This is a genomic window from Streptomyces sp. 147326 (assembly GCF_045000215.1).
In the GTDB taxonomy this organism is placed as follows: Bacteria; Actinomycetota; Actinomycetes; order Streptomycetales; family Streptomycetaceae; genus Streptomyces.
This window is the reverse complement of the sequence record NZ_CP134201.1, coordinates 5,737,447-5,752,912: the sequence shown is the minus strand read 5'-3', so window position 1 is coordinate 5,752,912 and position 15,466 is coordinate 5,737,447. Positions and strand designations below refer to the sequence as shown.

Annotated in this window: 13 protein-coding genes; 8 read left to right on the top strand and 5 right to left on the bottom strand. The window is 72.9% G+C overall.

The window, feature by feature from the left end:
* Positions 1 to 26: 26 nt before the first annotated feature.
* Positions 27 to 533, bottom strand: coding sequence for a MarR family winged helix-turn-helix transcriptional regulator (locus tag RIU97_RS26335; protein ID WP_404962944.1), 507 nt, complete (start codon positions 531 to 533; stop codon positions 27 to 29).
* A gap of 228 nt (positions 534 to 761) precedes the next feature.
* On the opposite strand from RIU97_RS26335, the gene RIU97_RS26330 reads away from it, so the two are divergent.
* Positions 762 to 1,892 (top strand): NADH:flavin oxidoreductase, encoded by a 1,131-nt coding sequence (locus RIU97_RS26330; protein ID WP_404960066.1) that lies wholly within the window; start codon positions 762 to 764, stop codon positions 1,890 to 1,892.
* A 151-nt stretch (positions 1,893 to 2,043) separates the two neighbouring features.
* Entirely contained in the window at positions 2,044 to 2,931 is an 888-nt protein-coding gene (locus RIU97_RS26325) for a hypothetical protein (RefSeq protein ID WP_404960065.1), read from the top strand.
* 367 nt (positions 2,932 to 3,298) lie between these two features.
* Here RIU97_RS26325 and RIU97_RS26320 read toward each other — a convergent pair whose 3' ends face one another.
* Positions 3,299 to 4,120, bottom strand: coding sequence for an alpha/beta fold hydrolase (locus RIU97_RS26320; RefSeq protein ID WP_404960064.1), 822 nt, complete (start codon positions 4,118 to 4,120; stop codon positions 3,299 to 3,301).
* A 151-nt stretch (positions 4,121 to 4,271) separates the two neighbouring features.
* Between RIU97_RS26320 and RIU97_RS26315 the strand changes: the two genes are divergently transcribed.
* The 6 genes from RIU97_RS26315 to RIU97_RS26290 all read left to right on the top strand — a co-directional run bounded on the left by RIU97_RS26315 (position 4,272) and on the right by RIU97_RS26290 (position 11,014).
* The gene (locus RIU97_RS26315; protein WP_404960063.1) at positions 4,272 to 4,685 is read left to right on the top strand and encodes a GNAT family N-acetyltransferase; all 414 of its coding nucleotides are present in this window, start codon (positions 4,272 to 4,274) and stop codon (positions 4,683 to 4,685) included.
* Positions 4,686 to 4,880: 195 nt separating this feature from the next.
* Entirely contained in the window at positions 4,881 to 5,834 is a 954-nt protein-coding gene (locus RIU97_RS26310; protein ID WP_404960062.1) for an IS481 family transposase, read from the top strand.
* A 78-nt stretch (positions 5,835 to 5,912) separates the two neighbouring features.
* On the top strand, positions 5,913 to 7,142 hold the full coding sequence (locus RIU97_RS26305) for a S8 family peptidase (protein WP_404960061.1): 1,230 nt from the start codon (positions 5,913 to 5,915) through the stop codon (positions 7,140 to 7,142).
* A gap of 211 nt (positions 7,143 to 7,353) precedes the next feature.
* On the top strand, positions 7,354 to 8,646 hold the full coding sequence (locus tag RIU97_RS26300) for a hypothetical protein (protein ID WP_404960060.1): 1,293 nt from the start codon (positions 7,354 to 7,356) through the stop codon (positions 8,644 to 8,646).
* Positions 8,647 to 8,731: 85 nt separating this feature from the next.
* Positions 8,732 to 9,784 carry a WxL protein peptidoglycan domain-containing protein gene (locus tag RIU97_RS26295; RefSeq protein WP_404960059.1) on the top strand — a complete coding sequence of 351 codons (1,053 nt, stop codon included), beginning with the start codon at positions 8,732 to 8,734 and terminating at the stop codon, positions 9,782 to 9,784.
* A 63-nt stretch (positions 9,785 to 9,847) separates the two neighbouring features.
* Positions 9,848 to 11,014, top strand: a complete 1,167-nt coding sequence (locus RIU97_RS26290; protein ID WP_404960058.1) for a hypothetical protein — start codon at positions 9,848 to 9,850, stop codon at positions 11,012 to 11,014.
* Positions 11,015 to 11,101: 87 nt separating this feature from the next.
* Here RIU97_RS26290 and RIU97_RS26285 read toward each other — a convergent pair whose 3' ends face one another.
* Genes RIU97_RS26285 through iolB form a run of 3 tightly spaced genes read right to left on the bottom strand, consistent with a single transcriptional unit; the run spans position 11,102 to position 15,459 of the window.
* On the bottom strand, positions 11,102 to 12,601 hold the full coding sequence (locus RIU97_RS26285) for a CoA-acylating methylmalonate-semialdehyde dehydrogenase (protein ID WP_404960057.1): 1,500 nt from the start codon (positions 12,599 to 12,601) through the stop codon (positions 11,102 to 11,104).
* Positions 12,602 to 12,613: 12 nt separating this feature from the next.
* Complete coding sequence (gene iolD, locus RIU97_RS26280) at positions 12,614 to 14,488, bottom strand: 3D-(3,5/4)-trihydroxycyclohexane-1,2-dione acylhydrolase (decyclizing) (protein ID WP_404960056.1); 1,875 nt, start codon at positions 14,486 to 14,488, stop codon at positions 12,614 to 12,616.
* Complete coding sequence (gene iolB / locus RIU97_RS26275; RefSeq protein WP_404962943.1) at positions 14,485 to 15,459, bottom strand: 5-deoxy-glucuronate isomerase; 975 nt, start codon at positions 15,457 to 15,459, stop codon at positions 14,485 to 14,487. The genes iolD and iolB overlap by 4 nt, the downstream gene beginning before the upstream one ends.
* Between the last annotated feature and the right edge of the window lie 7 nt (positions 15,460 to 15,466).

Below are 15,466 nucleotides of genomic sequence, written 5' to 3'. Positions count from 1 at the left end.
GGCTTGTCTCCCTGATCCGCGCACATTCAGTTCGCTGTGGGAGTCGCGGGTGCCTGCGGAGCAGGAGTCGGGGATTCGTCTGGGACCGGCGGGTGGCATGCGATGCGGGTGTCGCCTTCCTCCGTGCGCGGCCAGTACCGGCCTTCGAGGGCCTCGGCACTGCGGTTGAGCCGGACCAGGGCGTCCTCCAGCTCCCTTATTTCCTCAGGGGACCAGTCGGCGACGACCCGGGCCAGGCAGGACCGGTTGACCTCACGGTCTTCCGCGAGCCGGCGCCCGCCCTCAACGGTGATGCACAGCTTGCGGGCCATGCCGCCGTCCGGGTCCGCGACGCGCTCGGCCAGTCCGCAGCGCAGCAGCGCGGCCGTCTGGCGGTTCACGGTCGAGGTGTCGAGCCCGAAGGCCTCCGCCAACTGTCCGATGGACATGGGGCCTTGTGTGTCGATCCGGCTGAGCAGCAGGTACGCCGACCGCTCCAGGCGTTCGGGGTCGCGCTCGCGCCGGGCAAGCACTTGGTGCCGCGAGAGCAGCATCAGCTCCCGCTCCAGTTTCTCCAGCACTGCGCCTCCCGCTCCTTCCGGCGCTCCATTATCGCGGACCTGTGAACCCGGCGACCGGCGGACCCCTGCACGGCTCGGGCTCGACCCGCGGGCGGCGCCGCACGACGGCCGGACACAGCAATATGCATGATACATAGCATGTGTACTATGCATTTCTCGTTGTCACCCTGACGAGCCACAGTCTCAACCCGGAGGACCCGCATGACCGTCACCACGTCCACCGCCTCCCGCGCGGCCGAGATCCTGTCCCGGCCCGTCAAGCTGAACGGCCTGACCGTCCCCAACCGCATCGCGATGGCGCCGATGACGCGGATGTTCTCCCCCGGCGGCGTGCCCGGCGAGGACGTGCAGGCGTACTACGCCAGCCGGGCCGCCGCGGGTGTGGGCCTGATCGTCACCGAGGGCACCTACGTCGGTCACGACTCCGCCGGGCAGAGCGACCGGGTGCCGCGGTTCCATGGCGAGGACCAGCTGGCGGGGTGGGCGAAGGTCGCCGCGGCCGTGCACGAGGCGGGCGGCACGATCGTGCCTCAGCTGTGGCACATAGGCATGGTGCGCAAGCAGGGCGAGGCGCCGTATGCCGATGCCCCCGCTGTAGGCCCCTCCGGCATCCGCGTCGACGGCACCGAGGGGACCGGCAAGGCGATGACCCGCGCCGACCTCGACGACGTCATCGGCGCGTTCGCTCACTCCGCCGCGGAGGCCGCGCGGATCGGCTTCGACGGCGTCGAGCTGCACGGCGCCCACGGCTACCTGCTCGACCAGTTCCTGTGGGAGCGGACCAACCGCCGCACCGACGCCTACGGTGGCAACGCGGTGGCCCGGACGAAGTTCGCCGCGGAGATCGTGGCCGCGGTCCGCGAGCGCGTCCCGGCCGACTTCCCGGTGATCTTCCGCTACTCGCAGTGGAAGCAGGAGGCCTACGACGCACGGCTCGCGCAGACCCCTGAGGAACTGGAGGCGATCCTGGCCCCGCTGGCGGCGGCGGGCGTCGACGCGTTCCACGCCTCCACCCGGCGTTACTGGCTCCCGGAGTTCGAGGGCTCGGACCTGAACCTGGCGGGCTGGACCAAGAAGCTCACCGGCCGGCCGGCCATCACCGTCGGCTCGGTCGGCCTCGACGGCGACTTCATCCGTGCCTTCGTCGGCGAGGGTGCGGCCCTCGGCGACATCGACAACCTCCTGGACCGTATGGAACGCGACGAGTTCGACATGGTCGCCGTAGGCCGGGCGCTGCTCCAGGACCCGCAGTGGGCGGCGAAGGTCCTCGGCAACCGCTTCGACGAGCTGAAGCCGTACGACGCGGCGGCGCTCACGTCGCTCAGCCGGTAGCGCACGACCAGGCCCCCGGCTGCCCTCACCCAGGGCGGCCCGGGGGCTTCTTTGCGTTCTCCCGTCGTGCTGTGTGCTCGTGCTGCTGGTCGACGCGCGGTGTCCTGCGAGGTGTCGGCCGGGCCGCGGCGCGGGCGGGAGACTTGCGGGCATGGACGTGGAGTCGGTGGCGGTGGAGTTGTCCGAGCTGAGGCCGTCGGAGTTCACCGCGGCCCGGGACGAGTACGTGGCCAAGGCCCGCAAGGCCGGGGACAGGCAGCTCGCCGCCGCGATCGCGGCATTGCGGAAGCCGACCGTTGCGGCGTGGACGGCCGGTCTGCTGGCCCGCCGCAGGCCGAAGGAGGCGCACGGTCTCGTGCAGCTCGGCGAGGCGCTCCGTACCGCGCACCGGACGCTGGACGCCGAACGCTTGCGGAAGCTGTCGCATGATCAGCATGTGGAGATCGGGCGGCTCGCCCGTACAGCGCGCGCGCTGGCCGCTGAGGCCGGGCAGGCGGTGAGCGAGCCGGTGCTGCACGAGGTCGAGCAGATCCTCCACGCGGTCCTCGCCGATCCCGACGTCGCTGCGCAGTGGGCGGCGGGCCGCCTGGTGAAGGCCCCGGACGCGGTGCTGGGGTTCACCGGCTTGGAACCCCTGCCCGGCGCCGTTCCTCCCCGACGGGTGCAGGCGGCCCAACACGCCGGATCCACGACGGAGCACGTACGGCCCCCCGAACCGGATACGGGCGGGCGGGGGGTGCGGGCGCGCCGCGAGCGCGCGAAGGCGGCCCGGGCGGAGCTGGCCGAGGCCCGGGCCGAGGCGGAGCACCTGGAGGCTGCGCAGGCCGCCGCGCAGGAGCTGGTGGAGCGCGCTCGCGCGGCTGTGACGGCGGCGGAGGAAGGCGTGAAGGCTGCTGAGGAGCGGCTGGAGACGAAGCGCGCGGCGAGCACCGACGCGGCCGCCCGCCACCGGGAGGCCGGGCGAGAGGCTGTGAAGGCGCGGGCGCGGGTGGCGGCGGCGACACGGAAGGCCGAGAAGCTCACCAGCGCCGATGGGTGAAGCGCATCCTTCCTGCAGAGGGGCATGCACATGCTGCGCGGCGACCAGCCGCCCCCGGCAACGCTGGGGGCCGAGGGCGCGAGGGCGATGGTGGGCCGTGGTTCAATCCACGAGCGAGGTAGGGATGAAAACGGCCAGAGATGACCGAGCTGCCCGGCAGCGCAGGGCGGTCCGCATGGTGACGGTGGCGGCGTCCTCTCCGGACCAGCCGGCCAGGGCGGTCTCCAGCTTGCAGGCGAGGGCGACCGCGGTCCCGCAATGTCTGCTGGGCTTGTCACCAGGCGCTGTCGTCGGACCCCGGGATCGGCAACAGTGATCAGACCGATACTGATCCCCCAGATCGGCGACGAAGTCATCGCCTCCTGCTCTACTTGGGCGGTGCTGAACCCATTCGCGTAGAGCCGGTCGAGGGCTGAAGGCCACCGCAGGCCAGCGCCGTCGCGGTGGCGCGGGCGAAGCCGTCGGGGTTGTCCAGCATGATGTTGTGCCCGCAGTCGGGGACGGACACCACGGCGACGCCGGCCGCCTCCAGGGCCTCGGCGCCGGGAAGCGGGCCGTCCGCCGCCGGCAGCAGGTAGGTGCGGGGGACCTTCAACTCCCGCAGCAGCTCACGCATGGTGGGCGTGGTGCCCGCCGCGAGGTGGACGGCCGAGCGGTGGAGGGCCGTCCGGCCGGCGAGGCGCATCGTGGACCACCAGTGCGCGCCGACCCGGTCGCGCACCTCCGCCCAGCCGCCCGCCAGGAACTCCTCCTCCGTGTAGGCGGCGATCCCGCTGCTCCCGGGCGCCGCGGGGACGGGCGGAACCGGATCCAGGTTGGCGTCGACGAGCACCAGCCGGGAGACCAGGTGGGGATGGCGGTCGGCGAGCACGATCGCCACGGCTCCGCCCATGCTGTGGGCGATCAGCTCGGCGCCCGCCACGCCGGCCGCGCCGAGGGCGGCCGCCAGGGCGTCGGCGTGCGCCTCCAGGGTGTAACCGAACCCCTCGGGCCGGTCGCTGTGCCCGTGGCCCAGCAGATCGACCAGCAGGGAGCGCCGCCCCGCCAGCAGCGGATGCGTGGCGCTCGCCGCGAAGTAGGCCGGCGAGGTGGCGCCGAGCCCGTGCACGTACACCCGGGCCGGCTCCTCCCCCGGCAGCTCGACCCAGCGGATCCGGTCGTCCTGCGGTGTGACGACGGCGCTTCTCACGAGGCTCCCCCTCAGTCGTTCGACGGACGATCAGGCCCGTGCCGCGACCGTAACCCGCCCCGCGGCCGTCCGGTCGGGAGTTTCCGGCCGCCCGCCACGCCGCGGCGGGCTTCGGCTCACCATCCGTCATGCGCGCATTATCGTGGCGGGCATGGACATCCGCCGGGCCCTCACCCCCGCCGAGCTCGCCGCCGCCGAATCCCTCTTCGACGGGCCCGCCCGCGAGGAGTGGTCCGAGCGCTTCCTCGCCGCCCCGGGGCACGTGATGCTCATCGCCTACGTCGACGGCGTGCCCGCCGGGATGGTCTCCGGCATCGAGATGAGCCACCCCGACAAGGGCACCGAGATGTGCCTGTACGAACTGTCCGTGGACGAGGGCTACCGCCGCCGCGGGTTCGGCCGCGCCCTGACCCTGGCCCTCGCCGACGAGGCGAAGGCCCGCGGCTGTTACGGCATGTGGGTGGGGGTCGACACCGACAACGAGGCCGCCCTGGCCACCTACGACGCCGCCGGCGCCCGCGACGAGGGCGTCTTCTCGATGCGCGGCTGGCCCCTCACCCCGTAGGCCGCCTCGTTCGGATCCCGCCTGACCCGCGCCGCCCGGCTTGACCGGCACGATCCGAAAGGGACGACCTAGCTGTATTGCCCCGGGAGGTTGTGGACGGGTGATGCAGGTCTCGGCTGAGGCGTCTTGAACGGGTGAGGGCCTTCCGGGTTCGGTGTGGATTGCGACATCTCCACCGAACGACAGAAGGCCCTCATGCCCCACCGTAATGCACCCCTGACCGAGACCGGACGGCTGCGCCTGGCCCACTGCGTGGTCGTGGACGGCTGGCCGCTGCGGCGGGCCGCCGAGCGTTTCCGGGTCTCGCCGACCACGGCCCAGCGGTGGGCCGACCGCTACCGCGATCACGGCGAGGCCGGCATGCATGACAGGTCCTCGCGCCCGCATCACAGCCCACGCCGGATCCCGAACCGCACCGAACGCCGGATCATCAAGGTCCGTGTCCTGCGCCGCTGGGGACCGGCCCGCATCGCCCACCTGCTGGATTTGGTGCCCTCGACCGTGCACCGCGTCCTGACCCGCTTCGGGCTGGCCCGCCTGAGCCATCTGGACCGGGCCACCGGCCGTGTCATACGCCGCTACGAACGCGAGAAGCCCGGCGAACTGGTGCACGTGGACATCAAGAAGCTCGGCAACATCCCCGACGGCGGCGGCCACAAGACCCTGGGCCGCCAGGCCGGCCGCAAGAAACGCCCCCGCCTGGGCTACAGCTACATCCACACCGCCGTCGACGACCACTCCCGCCTCGCCTACAGCGAGATCCTGACCGACGAGAAGAAGGAGACCGCGACCGCCTTCTGGCAGCGGGCACAGGCGTTCTTCACCTCGTGCGGGATCACCGTGGAACGGGTCCTGACCGACAACGGGGCCTGCTACAAATCCCACACCTGGCGCGACGCCCTGGCAGCGGCCGGGATCACCCACAAGCGAACCCGGCCCTACCGGCCCCAGACCAACGGCAAGGTCGAACGCCTCAACCGCACCCTCCTGGAGGAATGGGCCTACGCCCGTCCCTACCAGTGCGAGCAGGAACGACGCGACGCGTTCCCGCAGTGGCTACACACCTACAATCACCACCGCGGACACACCGCGCTCGCAGGCAAACCACCCGCCAGCCGCGTCCCCAACCTCACAGGGCAATACACCTAGCCCGCACGGCGGCGTGTCGTGCGTCCACTCGGCGCACCCTCCGCGCGCCCGCGCCGCCGCTCGCCGAGCATCGGCCGCATGACCGCATTCGTCCCGCTCCTCCCCGCCGTCGCACTCCTCGCGGTGGCCACCACGGCCGCCGTCCTGCCGCCGCACCCCTCCTCCGCGGCCTCCTCCGCCGCAGCGCCCGTCACCCCCTACGTCGTCGTCCTCAAGGACACCAGCTCGCGCGCCCCGACCCGCGCCCTGGCCGCCGAGGCAGCGGACTCCGGCGACGAGGTCGGGCCGGTCTACGACGCCGCCCTCAACGGCTTCGCCGTCCGTACCACCGCCGCGCGGGCCGCCGCCCTGGCCGCCGACCCCCGGGTGGCCTCCGTGGAGCCGGACGCGGAGTTCCACACGAGCGCCGGCGCCGGCGCCGCAGCCCCCGCCTCCGCCCCCGCCGACACGCAGCCGCAGGCCCAGGCGCACGCACCCTGGCCGCTGGACCGCATCGACCAGCACGAGCTCCCGCTCGACGGCTCGTACACGTACCCCACCAGGGCCGAGGGCGTCACCGTCTACATCGTCGACACCGGGATCAACACCCTCCACGAGGAGTTCGGCGGCCGCGCCCGGTTCGGCTACAACGCGGTGTTCCTCGGGAGCTCCCGCGACTGCAACGGCCACGGCACGCACGTCGCGGCGACCGTGGGCGGGGAGACGTACGGGGTCGCGAAGGGGGTCTCGCTCGTCGGAGTGAAGGTGGCCGACTGCCGCGGTGCCGGAAGCCTGTCGGCCATCCTCAAGGGCCTCGACTGGGTGGTGAAGGAAGCCGCGAAGGCCCCGGAGACCCCGGCGGTGGCCAACATGAGCATGGGCGGCACCCCCAGCTACGCCCTCGACGCGGCGGTGATCCGGGCCGTGGCCTCCGGGATCACCTTCACCGTGGCCGCCGGCAACGACGGCAAGGACGCCTGCGCGGGATCCCCCGCCTCGGTCCCGCAGGCGATCACGGTCGGCGCGACCGACGCCGACGACCGGCGCGCGCCGTTCTCCAGCCACGGCCCCTGCGTGGACCTCTCGGCCCCGGGCGTGGGCGTCACCTCGGCATGGAAGGACTCCGCCACCGCCACCGCCCGCGCTTCCGGCACCTCGATGGCCGCTCCGCACGTGGCGGGGGTCGCCGCGCTCGTCCTGGCGAGCGGTACGGCCCGTACCCCGGCGGAGGTGACCGAGACGCTGCTGGACAGCGCCGTGCCCGACCGGATCACCGCGCTCCCGGCCGGCACCCCGAACCTGCTGCTCCACCTCCCCACCGCCCGCTAGACCCCGCGCACCCAGCCACCCCGACCAGTCGGTATCCGATGGGCCATCAGACTCTCCCTGATGGCCCATCAATTTCTGTGTGCTTCGGGCGAAAGCAAGTCATTGACTTCTCATCACCGTGACGCGTCAATATCGGCCACCGCACCGGCTCGGCCTCCCCCACACAGCGGGTGGGGGGAGGGGTTCGTCATGACGAAGGAGTCGCGACCCAGTGAGTACGAGAACGCTCAGACGAAGAGTGCTGGCCGGGGCGGGAGCCCTGTCTCTGGCCCTGACGGGCGGCGTGGTGGGCCTGGCAGGCTCCGCGCAGGCCGCGACGAAGACCACCGCCGTCTTCGAGAACTGTGACGCCCCGGCGCCGCAGCCGGACGGCTCGGGCAACCAGAACTGGACGGTCACCCTGCCCGACGGAGCCAAGGCCGGCGACGTCGTCCCGATCACGATCGACCCGGGCGCGAGCCCGCTGATCCCCGGGTTCTCCGTCACCACGGTGAACACCTCCAAGATCACCCTCAAGGTCGGGACGACCACCCAGGTGGTCACCAGCCCGCCCGAGACGGTCAGCGTCGTGGCCGGGCAGCCGCTCGACCCCAAGGCGTTCTCCGGAACGATCAAGATCCCGGACGGCACCGAGGGCACCACCGTCAACGTCGCCCTCGACCTGGCGGTGACCGACGCGGACCTCTCCGGTTCGGTCTTCACCACCACCTGTACCCCGGCGCCCCGCCCGAGCGCCTCGCTCGGCTCGGTCGCGGTCGAGGCCCTGCCCAAGGACCCGATCACGACGAAGCTGACGCCCAACAGCGGCCCGGCGGGCCAGGAGGTCGTCGTCAGCGGCGCCAACATGCCGCCCGGCCCCGTCACCTGCTCCGCCCTGCTCGCGGGTGCGCCGACCGGTGACAACGGCAACGGCACGGCGGACGCCGGCGGTGTGGCCACGTGCACCCTCACGGTCACCAAGAAGGCCGACGCGATCAAGATCAACGGTGCGACCACCTCCAAGCCGTTCGTGTTCGTGGAGGAGCAGGCCGGCGTCAAGAACCCGGTCGACGTCGAGGTCCTCCCCGGACCGCTGGCCCTCGGCCCGAAGGACGGCCAGCCGGCCGTCAACTTCGGCTCGGTCACCATCAACGGCAAGGCCCAGTCGGTGGTCGGCGTCTTCAACGCCGCGACCGTCCAGGACTTCCGCGGCGGCTCGCTGGGCTGGGACGTGACGGCGACGCGTACGCCGTTCCTGAACCAGGCCACCGGCCACTCGATGGCGAAGGCGCAGATCGGCATCCAGCCGTCCTGCACCGTGACCAACCCGGACAGCCCGAGCACCTGCACCGCGGGCACGCCCGGCGCGATCTCCGACGTCCCGATGAAGGTGGCCTCCCAGGCCGCCGGCGGGGACGAGCTGACCGGCGGTGAGTTCGCCGTCGGCGGCGCCGGGATGATCCAGCTCCCGCCCTTCATGTTCGCCGACACCTACCAGACGGTCGTGACGTTCTCGATCGCCTGACCCGTACGGCCCGCTCCTCCAGGTTGGTGCGGCGCTCCGGCGCCGCACCACCCCTTCCCCTTCCGGCGCCGACTGGAGACCGCCCATGCGCACCCGCAGCAGTACGCGTAGCCGCACCCGCACCTCTCTCCACGGGCTGCTCCTCGGCCTGCTGCTCCTGGGTGCGGGCCTGCTCCCGGCCACCGCGGCGAGGGCGGCGGACAACGGCACCTGGGGGGTCTTCCCCACGCCCGCGGCCGGTGCGGCGATGACCGACCGCGCGTACTTCTTCCACCAGGGCGCGGCCGGAACCTCCCTCGCCGACAGCGTGACGATCCTGAACTCCTCCGACAAGGACCTGACGTTCCGGATCTTCGCCACCGACGCGATGAACACCCCGGCGGGCGGCGCCTTCGCGCTGCTGCCGGCGGAGACCAGGCCCAAGGACGTCGGCGCGTGGATCGCGCTGCCGCCGGAGACCGCGGGCACCGTCACCGTGCCGGCCAAGGGCCGCAAGGACATCCCGTTCACCGTGAAGGTCCCGGCGGACGCAACGCCCGGTGACCACGTCGGCGGGATCGTCGCGCTGAACACCGCCGTGGAGGGCGTGCAGCAGGAGGGCAAGGTCCAGGTCGGGGTGAAGCGCTCGGTGGGCGCCCGGCTGTACTTCCGGGTGCCGGGTCCGCTGACTCCGGGTCTGAGCGTGGAGGACGTGCGGATCAGCCGGTCGGCGCCGCTGCTGCCCTGGGTCAAGGACGCCCGCGCCACGGTCTCGTACACGCTGGTCAACCGGGGCAACGTGGTCGTCGAGCCCAAGGTGACGGTCTCCGCCGAGGGCCTGTTCGGGCGCGGCGTGCTGGACCGGCCGGCCCGGGAGCTGAAGCTGACCCTGCTGCCCGGCCAGCGGATCGAGCTGACCGAACCCTGGCCGGACGCCCCCCAGTCCGACTGGGTGACCGTCCGGATCACGGCGGGAGCGACCGCCCACCCCGATCTGGTCTCGCGGTCCGAGACCGGCTTCATCGCCGTCCCCTGGCCGGCCGTGGGCCTGTTCCTGGTGCTGGCGGGCGCCGGGGTCACCCTGTGGGTGCTGCGCCGCCGGCGCCGCGCGGAACTCGAACAGGTGGAATCCGTCCCGGACTTGGCTCAGGCGCGCTGACCGGCGAAGGTGTCCCCGGGTGACGGTATTCGGCCATCACCCTGGGGCGGGGAGGCACCTTCGATGGAACGACAGCACGGCGACGCGGCCAAGGGCACGGGGCTGCTGACCCGCATCGAGCGCGCGCTGGGCACCGGCACCGCCGTCTATCTGCCCGGCAACGGCTGGATCCGGCTCACCCTCCCGCTCGACGACGGCGGCCCGGCACCCGTCACGGTGGACGTGATCGCGGACACGACGCGGGCGCCGCAGGGGATCGCGTACCTGCTGCCCGGCGGCGGCCTGAACTTCGCGGCGGACTTCTTCACCCCGGGCGGCCCGGACGACCACAACCTCGCCCACGAACTACGCCGCCGCGGCCTGCTCGTCGTCGGGGTCACCCCGCGCGAGGACGCCGCGTCCCCCGCCGACATCACCGCCGACTGGGGGCTCGCGGCGCACCGCCGGGACCTGGCCCGGGTCGTGGACGCGCTGGACTCCGTACTGCGGCTGCCCTACCAGTACGCCGGGCACTCCGCCGGGGCCGCCCTCGCCCTGGACGCGGCCTCGCACGACACCTCGCCCCGGCTGCGCCGGGTGGTGGTCCTCGACACGACCGGGCCGTACACCGGTGACCTGGCGCTGCGCGCGGCCGACACACGGGACGCGTACGCCACCCAGCTCGCGCAGGGCGTCCACATCGTCGACCCGGGACTCACGGCCGTGATCGCCGAGGCGGTGGCCGATCCGGACGGCGTCTCCCCGGCGCCCTGGCCGCCGGACCCGACCCGGCGCTTCACCCACGCCGGGCTCGCCCACTTCGCGCTGATCCGCACGGCCGCCCTCCCGGGGCCGGCGAACTGGATCTACGCCCAGGGCCACAGCGCCGGCGGCTACGCGTTCGGCGCGGCCCCCGTGGAGGACCGCTTCACCCTGACCCGCACCCCGCTGGCCACCTGGCACGCGGCCACCGCCGCCCTCGGCAGCGGCCTCCTGCCGACGGCCCTGATGCGGGATCTCGCCGCGGTCTGGGCGGGCGACGACGCCACGTACCGGATCGCCTGGGACCGGATCCGCGCCGAGGTGGCCTGGGTCAACACCGAGCTCGGCCGCGGTGACCACCCGCGCGGCGCGGAACTGATCCGCGCGTCCGGCAACGACCGCGTCGCCTTCACGGTGGTCCCGGGCTACGGCCACGGCGACGCGGTCTGGGGCACGGAGGCGGCGAAGGACGTCTGGTCGCTGCTCTGAGACGCGGCTCGCCCCCCGCGGTGAGAGGTGCGGGGGGCGAGCCGGGCCTACGGCGCTCGCGCGCGGTCAGCGGTGGGTGCTCAGTTCTCAGTGGTTGCGGGGGAAGCCCAGGTCCACGCCGGCCGGCGCGTCCGAGGGGTCCGGCCAGCGGGTCGTGACGACCTTGCCGCGGGTGTAGAAGTGGATGCCGTCGTTGCCGTAGATGTGGTGGTCGCCGAAGAGCGAGTCCTTCCAGCCACCGAAGGAGTGGTAGCCCACCGGCACCGGGATCGGGACGTTGACGCCGACCATGCCCGCCTCGATCTCCAGCTGGAAGCGGCGGGCGGCGCCGCCGTCGCGGGTGAAGATCGCGGTGCCGTTGCCGAACGGCGAGCCGTTGATGAGGGCCACGCCCTCCTCGTAGGTCTCCGTGCGCAGCACGCACAGCACCGGACCGAAGATCTCGTCGCGGTAGGCGTCGGAGTCGGTGTTCACGTTGTCGAGCAGGGAGAGGCCGATCCAGTGGCCGTTCTCGTTGCCCTCGACCGTGTAGCCGGTGCCGTCCAGGACCACGTCGGCGCCCTGGGCGGCCGCGCCCTTGACGTACGAGGCGACCTTGTCGCGGTGGGCGGCCGTGATGAGCGGGCCCATCTCGGAGGTCGGGTCGTTGCCGGGGCCGATCTTGATCTTCTCGGCGCGCTCGCGAATCTTGTCGACGAGGGTGTCGGCGATGGAGCCGACGGCCACGACGGCGGAGATCGCCATGCAGCGCTCACCGGCCGAGCCGTAGGCGGCGGAGACCGCCGCGTCGGCGGCCGCGTCCAGGTCGGCGTCCGGGAGCACCAGCATGTGGTTCTTGGCGCCGCCCAGCGCCTGCACGCGCTTGCCGTTGGCGGAGGCGGTGGTGTGGATGTGGCGGGCGATCGGGGTCGAGCCCACGAAGGAGACGGCCGAGATGTCGGGGTGGGCGAGGAGGGCGTCCACCGCCACCTTGTCGCCGTGGACCACGTTCAGCACGCCGGCCGGCAGACCGGCCTCGCTCGCCAGCTCGGCCAGCTTGTTGGAGGCCGACGGGTCCTTCTCGCTCGGCTTGAGGATGAAGGTGTTTCCGCAGGCCACGGCCAGCGGGAACATCCACATCGGCACCATCGCCGGGAAGTTGAAGGGGGTGATGCCGGCGACCACGCCGAGCGGCTGGCGGATGGCGGAGACGTCGACCCGGTTGGAGACCGAGGTCGACAGTTCGCCCTTGAGCTGGGTGGTGATCCCGCAGGCCAGCTCGACGATCTCCAGGCCGCGCGCGACCTCGCCCAGCGCGTCCGAGTGGACCTTGCCGTGCTCGGCGGTGATCAGCTCGGCGATGGCGTCGCGGTTGGCGTCCAGCAGGGCGCGGTAGGCGAACAGCACCTTGGTGCGGGCGGCCAGCGAGGACTGTCCCCAGGTCTGGAAGGCCTCCTTGGCGACCTGTACCGCCGCGTCGACCTCTTCGGCCGAGGCGAGCGCGACCTGCGTGGTGACCTCGCCGGTGGCCGGGTCGGTGACCGGGCCGTAGTTGCCCGACGCGCCCTCGACGGTCTTGCCACCGATCCAGTGGTTGACGGTCTTCATTGCCTTGCTCCTTCACAGATGGCGACGTCGCTGCGCGGCTTGCCGGTCGTACTCTTCACGGGCCTGGGCCGCCGCCCTGCGGGTCGCGGTCTCGGCCACAGGAACATCCCACCACGCCTGTGCCGGGGGCGGGCCCGACACAGTGTCGGGCGTTCGGGTCTGTGTGTAGACACATGTGGGACGCGTCGCCGAGCGGGCCTCGGCGAGGGCTTCGCGCAGGTCACGTACGGTGCGGGCGCGGATCACGGCCATGCCGAGGGAGGCCGCGTTGGCCGCGAGGTCCACCGGAAGGGGGTCCCCCGTGTACGAGGCGTCGGCCGCCCGGAAGCGGTATCCGGTGGCGAAGCCCTCGCCGCCCACCGCCCCCGAGAGACCGCCGATGGAGGCGTAGCCGTGGTTGTCGAGGATCACCACCTTGATCGGGACGCCCTCCTGGACGGCCGTGACGATCTCGGTCGGATTCATCAGGTACGTCCCGTCGCCGACCAGCGCCCACACCGGCCGGCCGGGCGCGGCCAGCGCCACCCCGATGGCGGCCGGGATCTCGTAGCCCATGCAGGAGTACCCGTACTCCAGGTGGTACTGGTCCGCCGACCGGGCCCGCCACAGCTTGTGCAGGTCGCCCGGGAGCGATCCGGCCGCGTTGACCAGGACGTCGGTCCCGTCGACCAGCCGGTCGAGCAGCCCGAGGACCTGGGCCTGGGTGGGCGGGAGGTCCTCGTCGGGGGCGGAGACGGCGTACGCGTGGTCGACGCGGCGCTCCCACGCGCTCTTGCGCTCCGCGTACGCCGTCTCGTAGGCGGGATCCACCCGGTGCCCGGCGACCGCCTCCCGGAGCTCGTCGAGCCCCTCGCGCGCGTCGGCGACCAGCGGCCGGGCAGCGAGTTTGTGGGCGTCGTACGCGTCCAGGTTGAGGCCGATGAACCGGACGGCCGGATTCTGGAACAGGGTCGCGGAGGCGGTGGTGAAATCGGTCAGCCGGGTCCCCGCGGCGATCACCAGATCGGCCTCCCGGGCCAGCTCGTCGGCGGTGGCCGTCCCGGTGTGGCCGATCCCGCCCACCTCGGCGGGGTGGTCGTACGGGAGCACGCCCTTGCCCGCCTGCGTGACGGCGACCGGGATCCCGGTGGCGCCGGCGAAAGCGGCCAGGGCCGCCTGGGCCTCGCTGTGCCGGATCCCGCCGCCCGCGATGATCAGGGGGCGCGCGGAGCCCCGTACGGCCTCGGCGGCCGCGGCGAGCTCGGCGCGGTCGGGCCGGGGCCGCCGTACGCCCCACACGCGCTCGGCGAAGAACTCCTCGGGCCAGTCGTACGCCTCCGCCTGCACGTCCTGCGGCAGCGCCAGGGTGACCGCGCCGGTCTGGACGGGGTCGGTGAGCACCCGCACGGCCTGCAGGGCGGCCGGGATCAGGGCCTCGGGGCGGGTGATGCGGTCGAAGTGGCGGGAGACGGGCCGCAGCGCGTCGTTGACGGAGAGGTCCCCCGCGTACGGGACCTCCAGCTGCTGGAGCACCGGATCGGCGGGCCGGGTCGCGAAGGTGTCCCCGGGGAGCAGGAGCACCGGGATCCGGTTGATCGTGGCGAGGGCGGCGCCGGTGACGAGGTTGGTGGCACCGGGCCCGATGGAGGTGGTGACGGCGTGCGCGGAGAGCCGGCCGCGCTGGCGGGCGTACCCGACGGCGGCGTGCACCATGGCCTGCTCGTTGCGCCCCTGGAGGAAGGGCATGGCCTCCGGGTCGGCCTCCAGCAGCGCCTGCCCGATGCCGGCGACGTTCCCGTGCCCGAAGATGCCCCAGGTGGCGGCGATCAGCCGCTGCCTGCGGCCGTCGCGCTCGGTGTACTGGCGGGCCAGGAAGCGTACGAGCGCCTGGGCGACGGTGAGCCTCACCGGGTTGCCTCCTCGGAGGGGAAGGGGAGCCGGGGGTCGATGTCCTGGCCGTCCCAGCTGCCGCGGATCCAGCCGTGGTCGGGGTGGTCCCGGATCAGCCACTCCCGGGTCTCGCCCGGCCCGGCCATCACGTTCAGGTAGTACATGTCGTGCCCGGGGGCGGCGATGGACGGCCCGTGCCAGCCGTCGGGGATCAGCACGGCGTCCCCGGTCCGCACCTCGGTGAGGATGTCGGTCTTCCCGGCGGGCGAGGGCGAGACCCGCTGGTAACCGAGCCCGGGGGTGTCCCCGTGCGGGGCGATCTCGAAGTAGTAGATCTCCTCGAGGCGGGACTCCTCGCCGGGATGGTGCTCGTCGTGCTTGTGGGGCGGGTAGGAGGACCAGTTCCCGCCGGGGGTCAGCACCTCGACGGCGATCAGCCGATCGGCGGGGAATGCGCCGGCCGCGGCGAAGTTGTTGACCTGCCGGGAGCACTGACCCGCGCCCCGCAGCTCTACGGGCACGCCGCCGGCCGGGCCGTACCGTGCGGGCAGCCGCCGCCGGCACCGCGCCCCTGCGAGCGCGAACCGCCCTCCCTCTGCCGAGGAGACCTCCATGTGCGCGTCCCTGGGCACGTAGGCGAAGTCGGTGGGCCCGCGGAACACCCCTTTCCGCCCGCTCAGTTGGAACACCTCCGGTTGACTGTTGGGGGCGCCGCCCCCAAACCCCCGCGCCTCAAACGCCGGCGAGGCTGAAATGCCCGGCCCCGCCGCACCTTCCAGCCCCTCCGGCGTTTGAGGAGCGGAGTCCGGGGCGGAGCCCCGGTCTTGGAGACCCGCCGGCGATTGCGGCGCGGGGTCGGGGGCGGAGCCCCGGGAGTGGACCTCGCAGCCGCCCGCGAGTGGGAGCACGATCCACTCCGACTCCCCGCACTCGTGCGCGTACACCTCCCCCGGCGCCAGGTCGAGGACGACCAGCCTCGTCCAGGACATCCCCCAC

Excerpts from the sequence above, each read along its gene's own strand:
- RIU97_RS26335 (WP_404962944.1), bottom strand. The coding sequence starts at position 533 with ATGCTGCTCTCGCGGCACCAAGTGCTTGCCCGGCGCGAGCGCGACCCC.
- RIU97_RS26330 (WP_404960066.1), top strand. The coding sequence starts at position 762 with ATGACCGTCACCACGTCCACCGCCTCCCGCGCGGCCGAGATCCTGTCC.
- RIU97_RS26325 (WP_404960065.1), top strand. The coding sequence starts at position 2,044 with ATGGACGTGGAGTCGGTGGCGGTGGAGTTGTCCGAGCTGAGGCCGTCG.
- RIU97_RS26315 (WP_404960063.1), top strand. The coding sequence starts at position 4,272 with ATGGACATCCGCCGGGCCCTCACCCCCGCCGAGCTCGCCGCCGCCGAA.
- RIU97_RS26310 (WP_404960062.1), top strand. The coding sequence starts at position 4,881 with ATGCCCCACCGTAATGCACCCCTGACCGAGACCGGACGGCTGCGCCTG.
- RIU97_RS26305 (WP_404960061.1), top strand. The coding sequence starts at position 5,913 with ATGACCGCATTCGTCCCGCTCCTCCCCGCCGTCGCACTCCTCGCGGTG.
- RIU97_RS26295 (WP_404960059.1), top strand. The coding sequence starts at position 8,732 with ATGCGCACCCGCAGCAGTACGCGTAGCCGCACCCGCACCTCTCTCCAC.
- RIU97_RS26290 (WP_404960058.1), top strand. The coding sequence starts at position 9,848 with ATGGAACGACAGCACGGCGACGCGGCCAAGGGCACGGGGCTGCTGACC.
- RIU97_RS26285 (WP_404960057.1), bottom strand. The coding sequence starts at position 12,601 with ATGAAGACCGTCAACCACTGGATCGGTGGCAAGACCGTCGAGGGCGCG.
- iolB (WP_404962943.1), bottom strand. The coding sequence starts at position 15,459 with ATGTCCTGGACGAGGCTGGTCGTCCTCGACCTGGCGCCGGGGGAGGTG.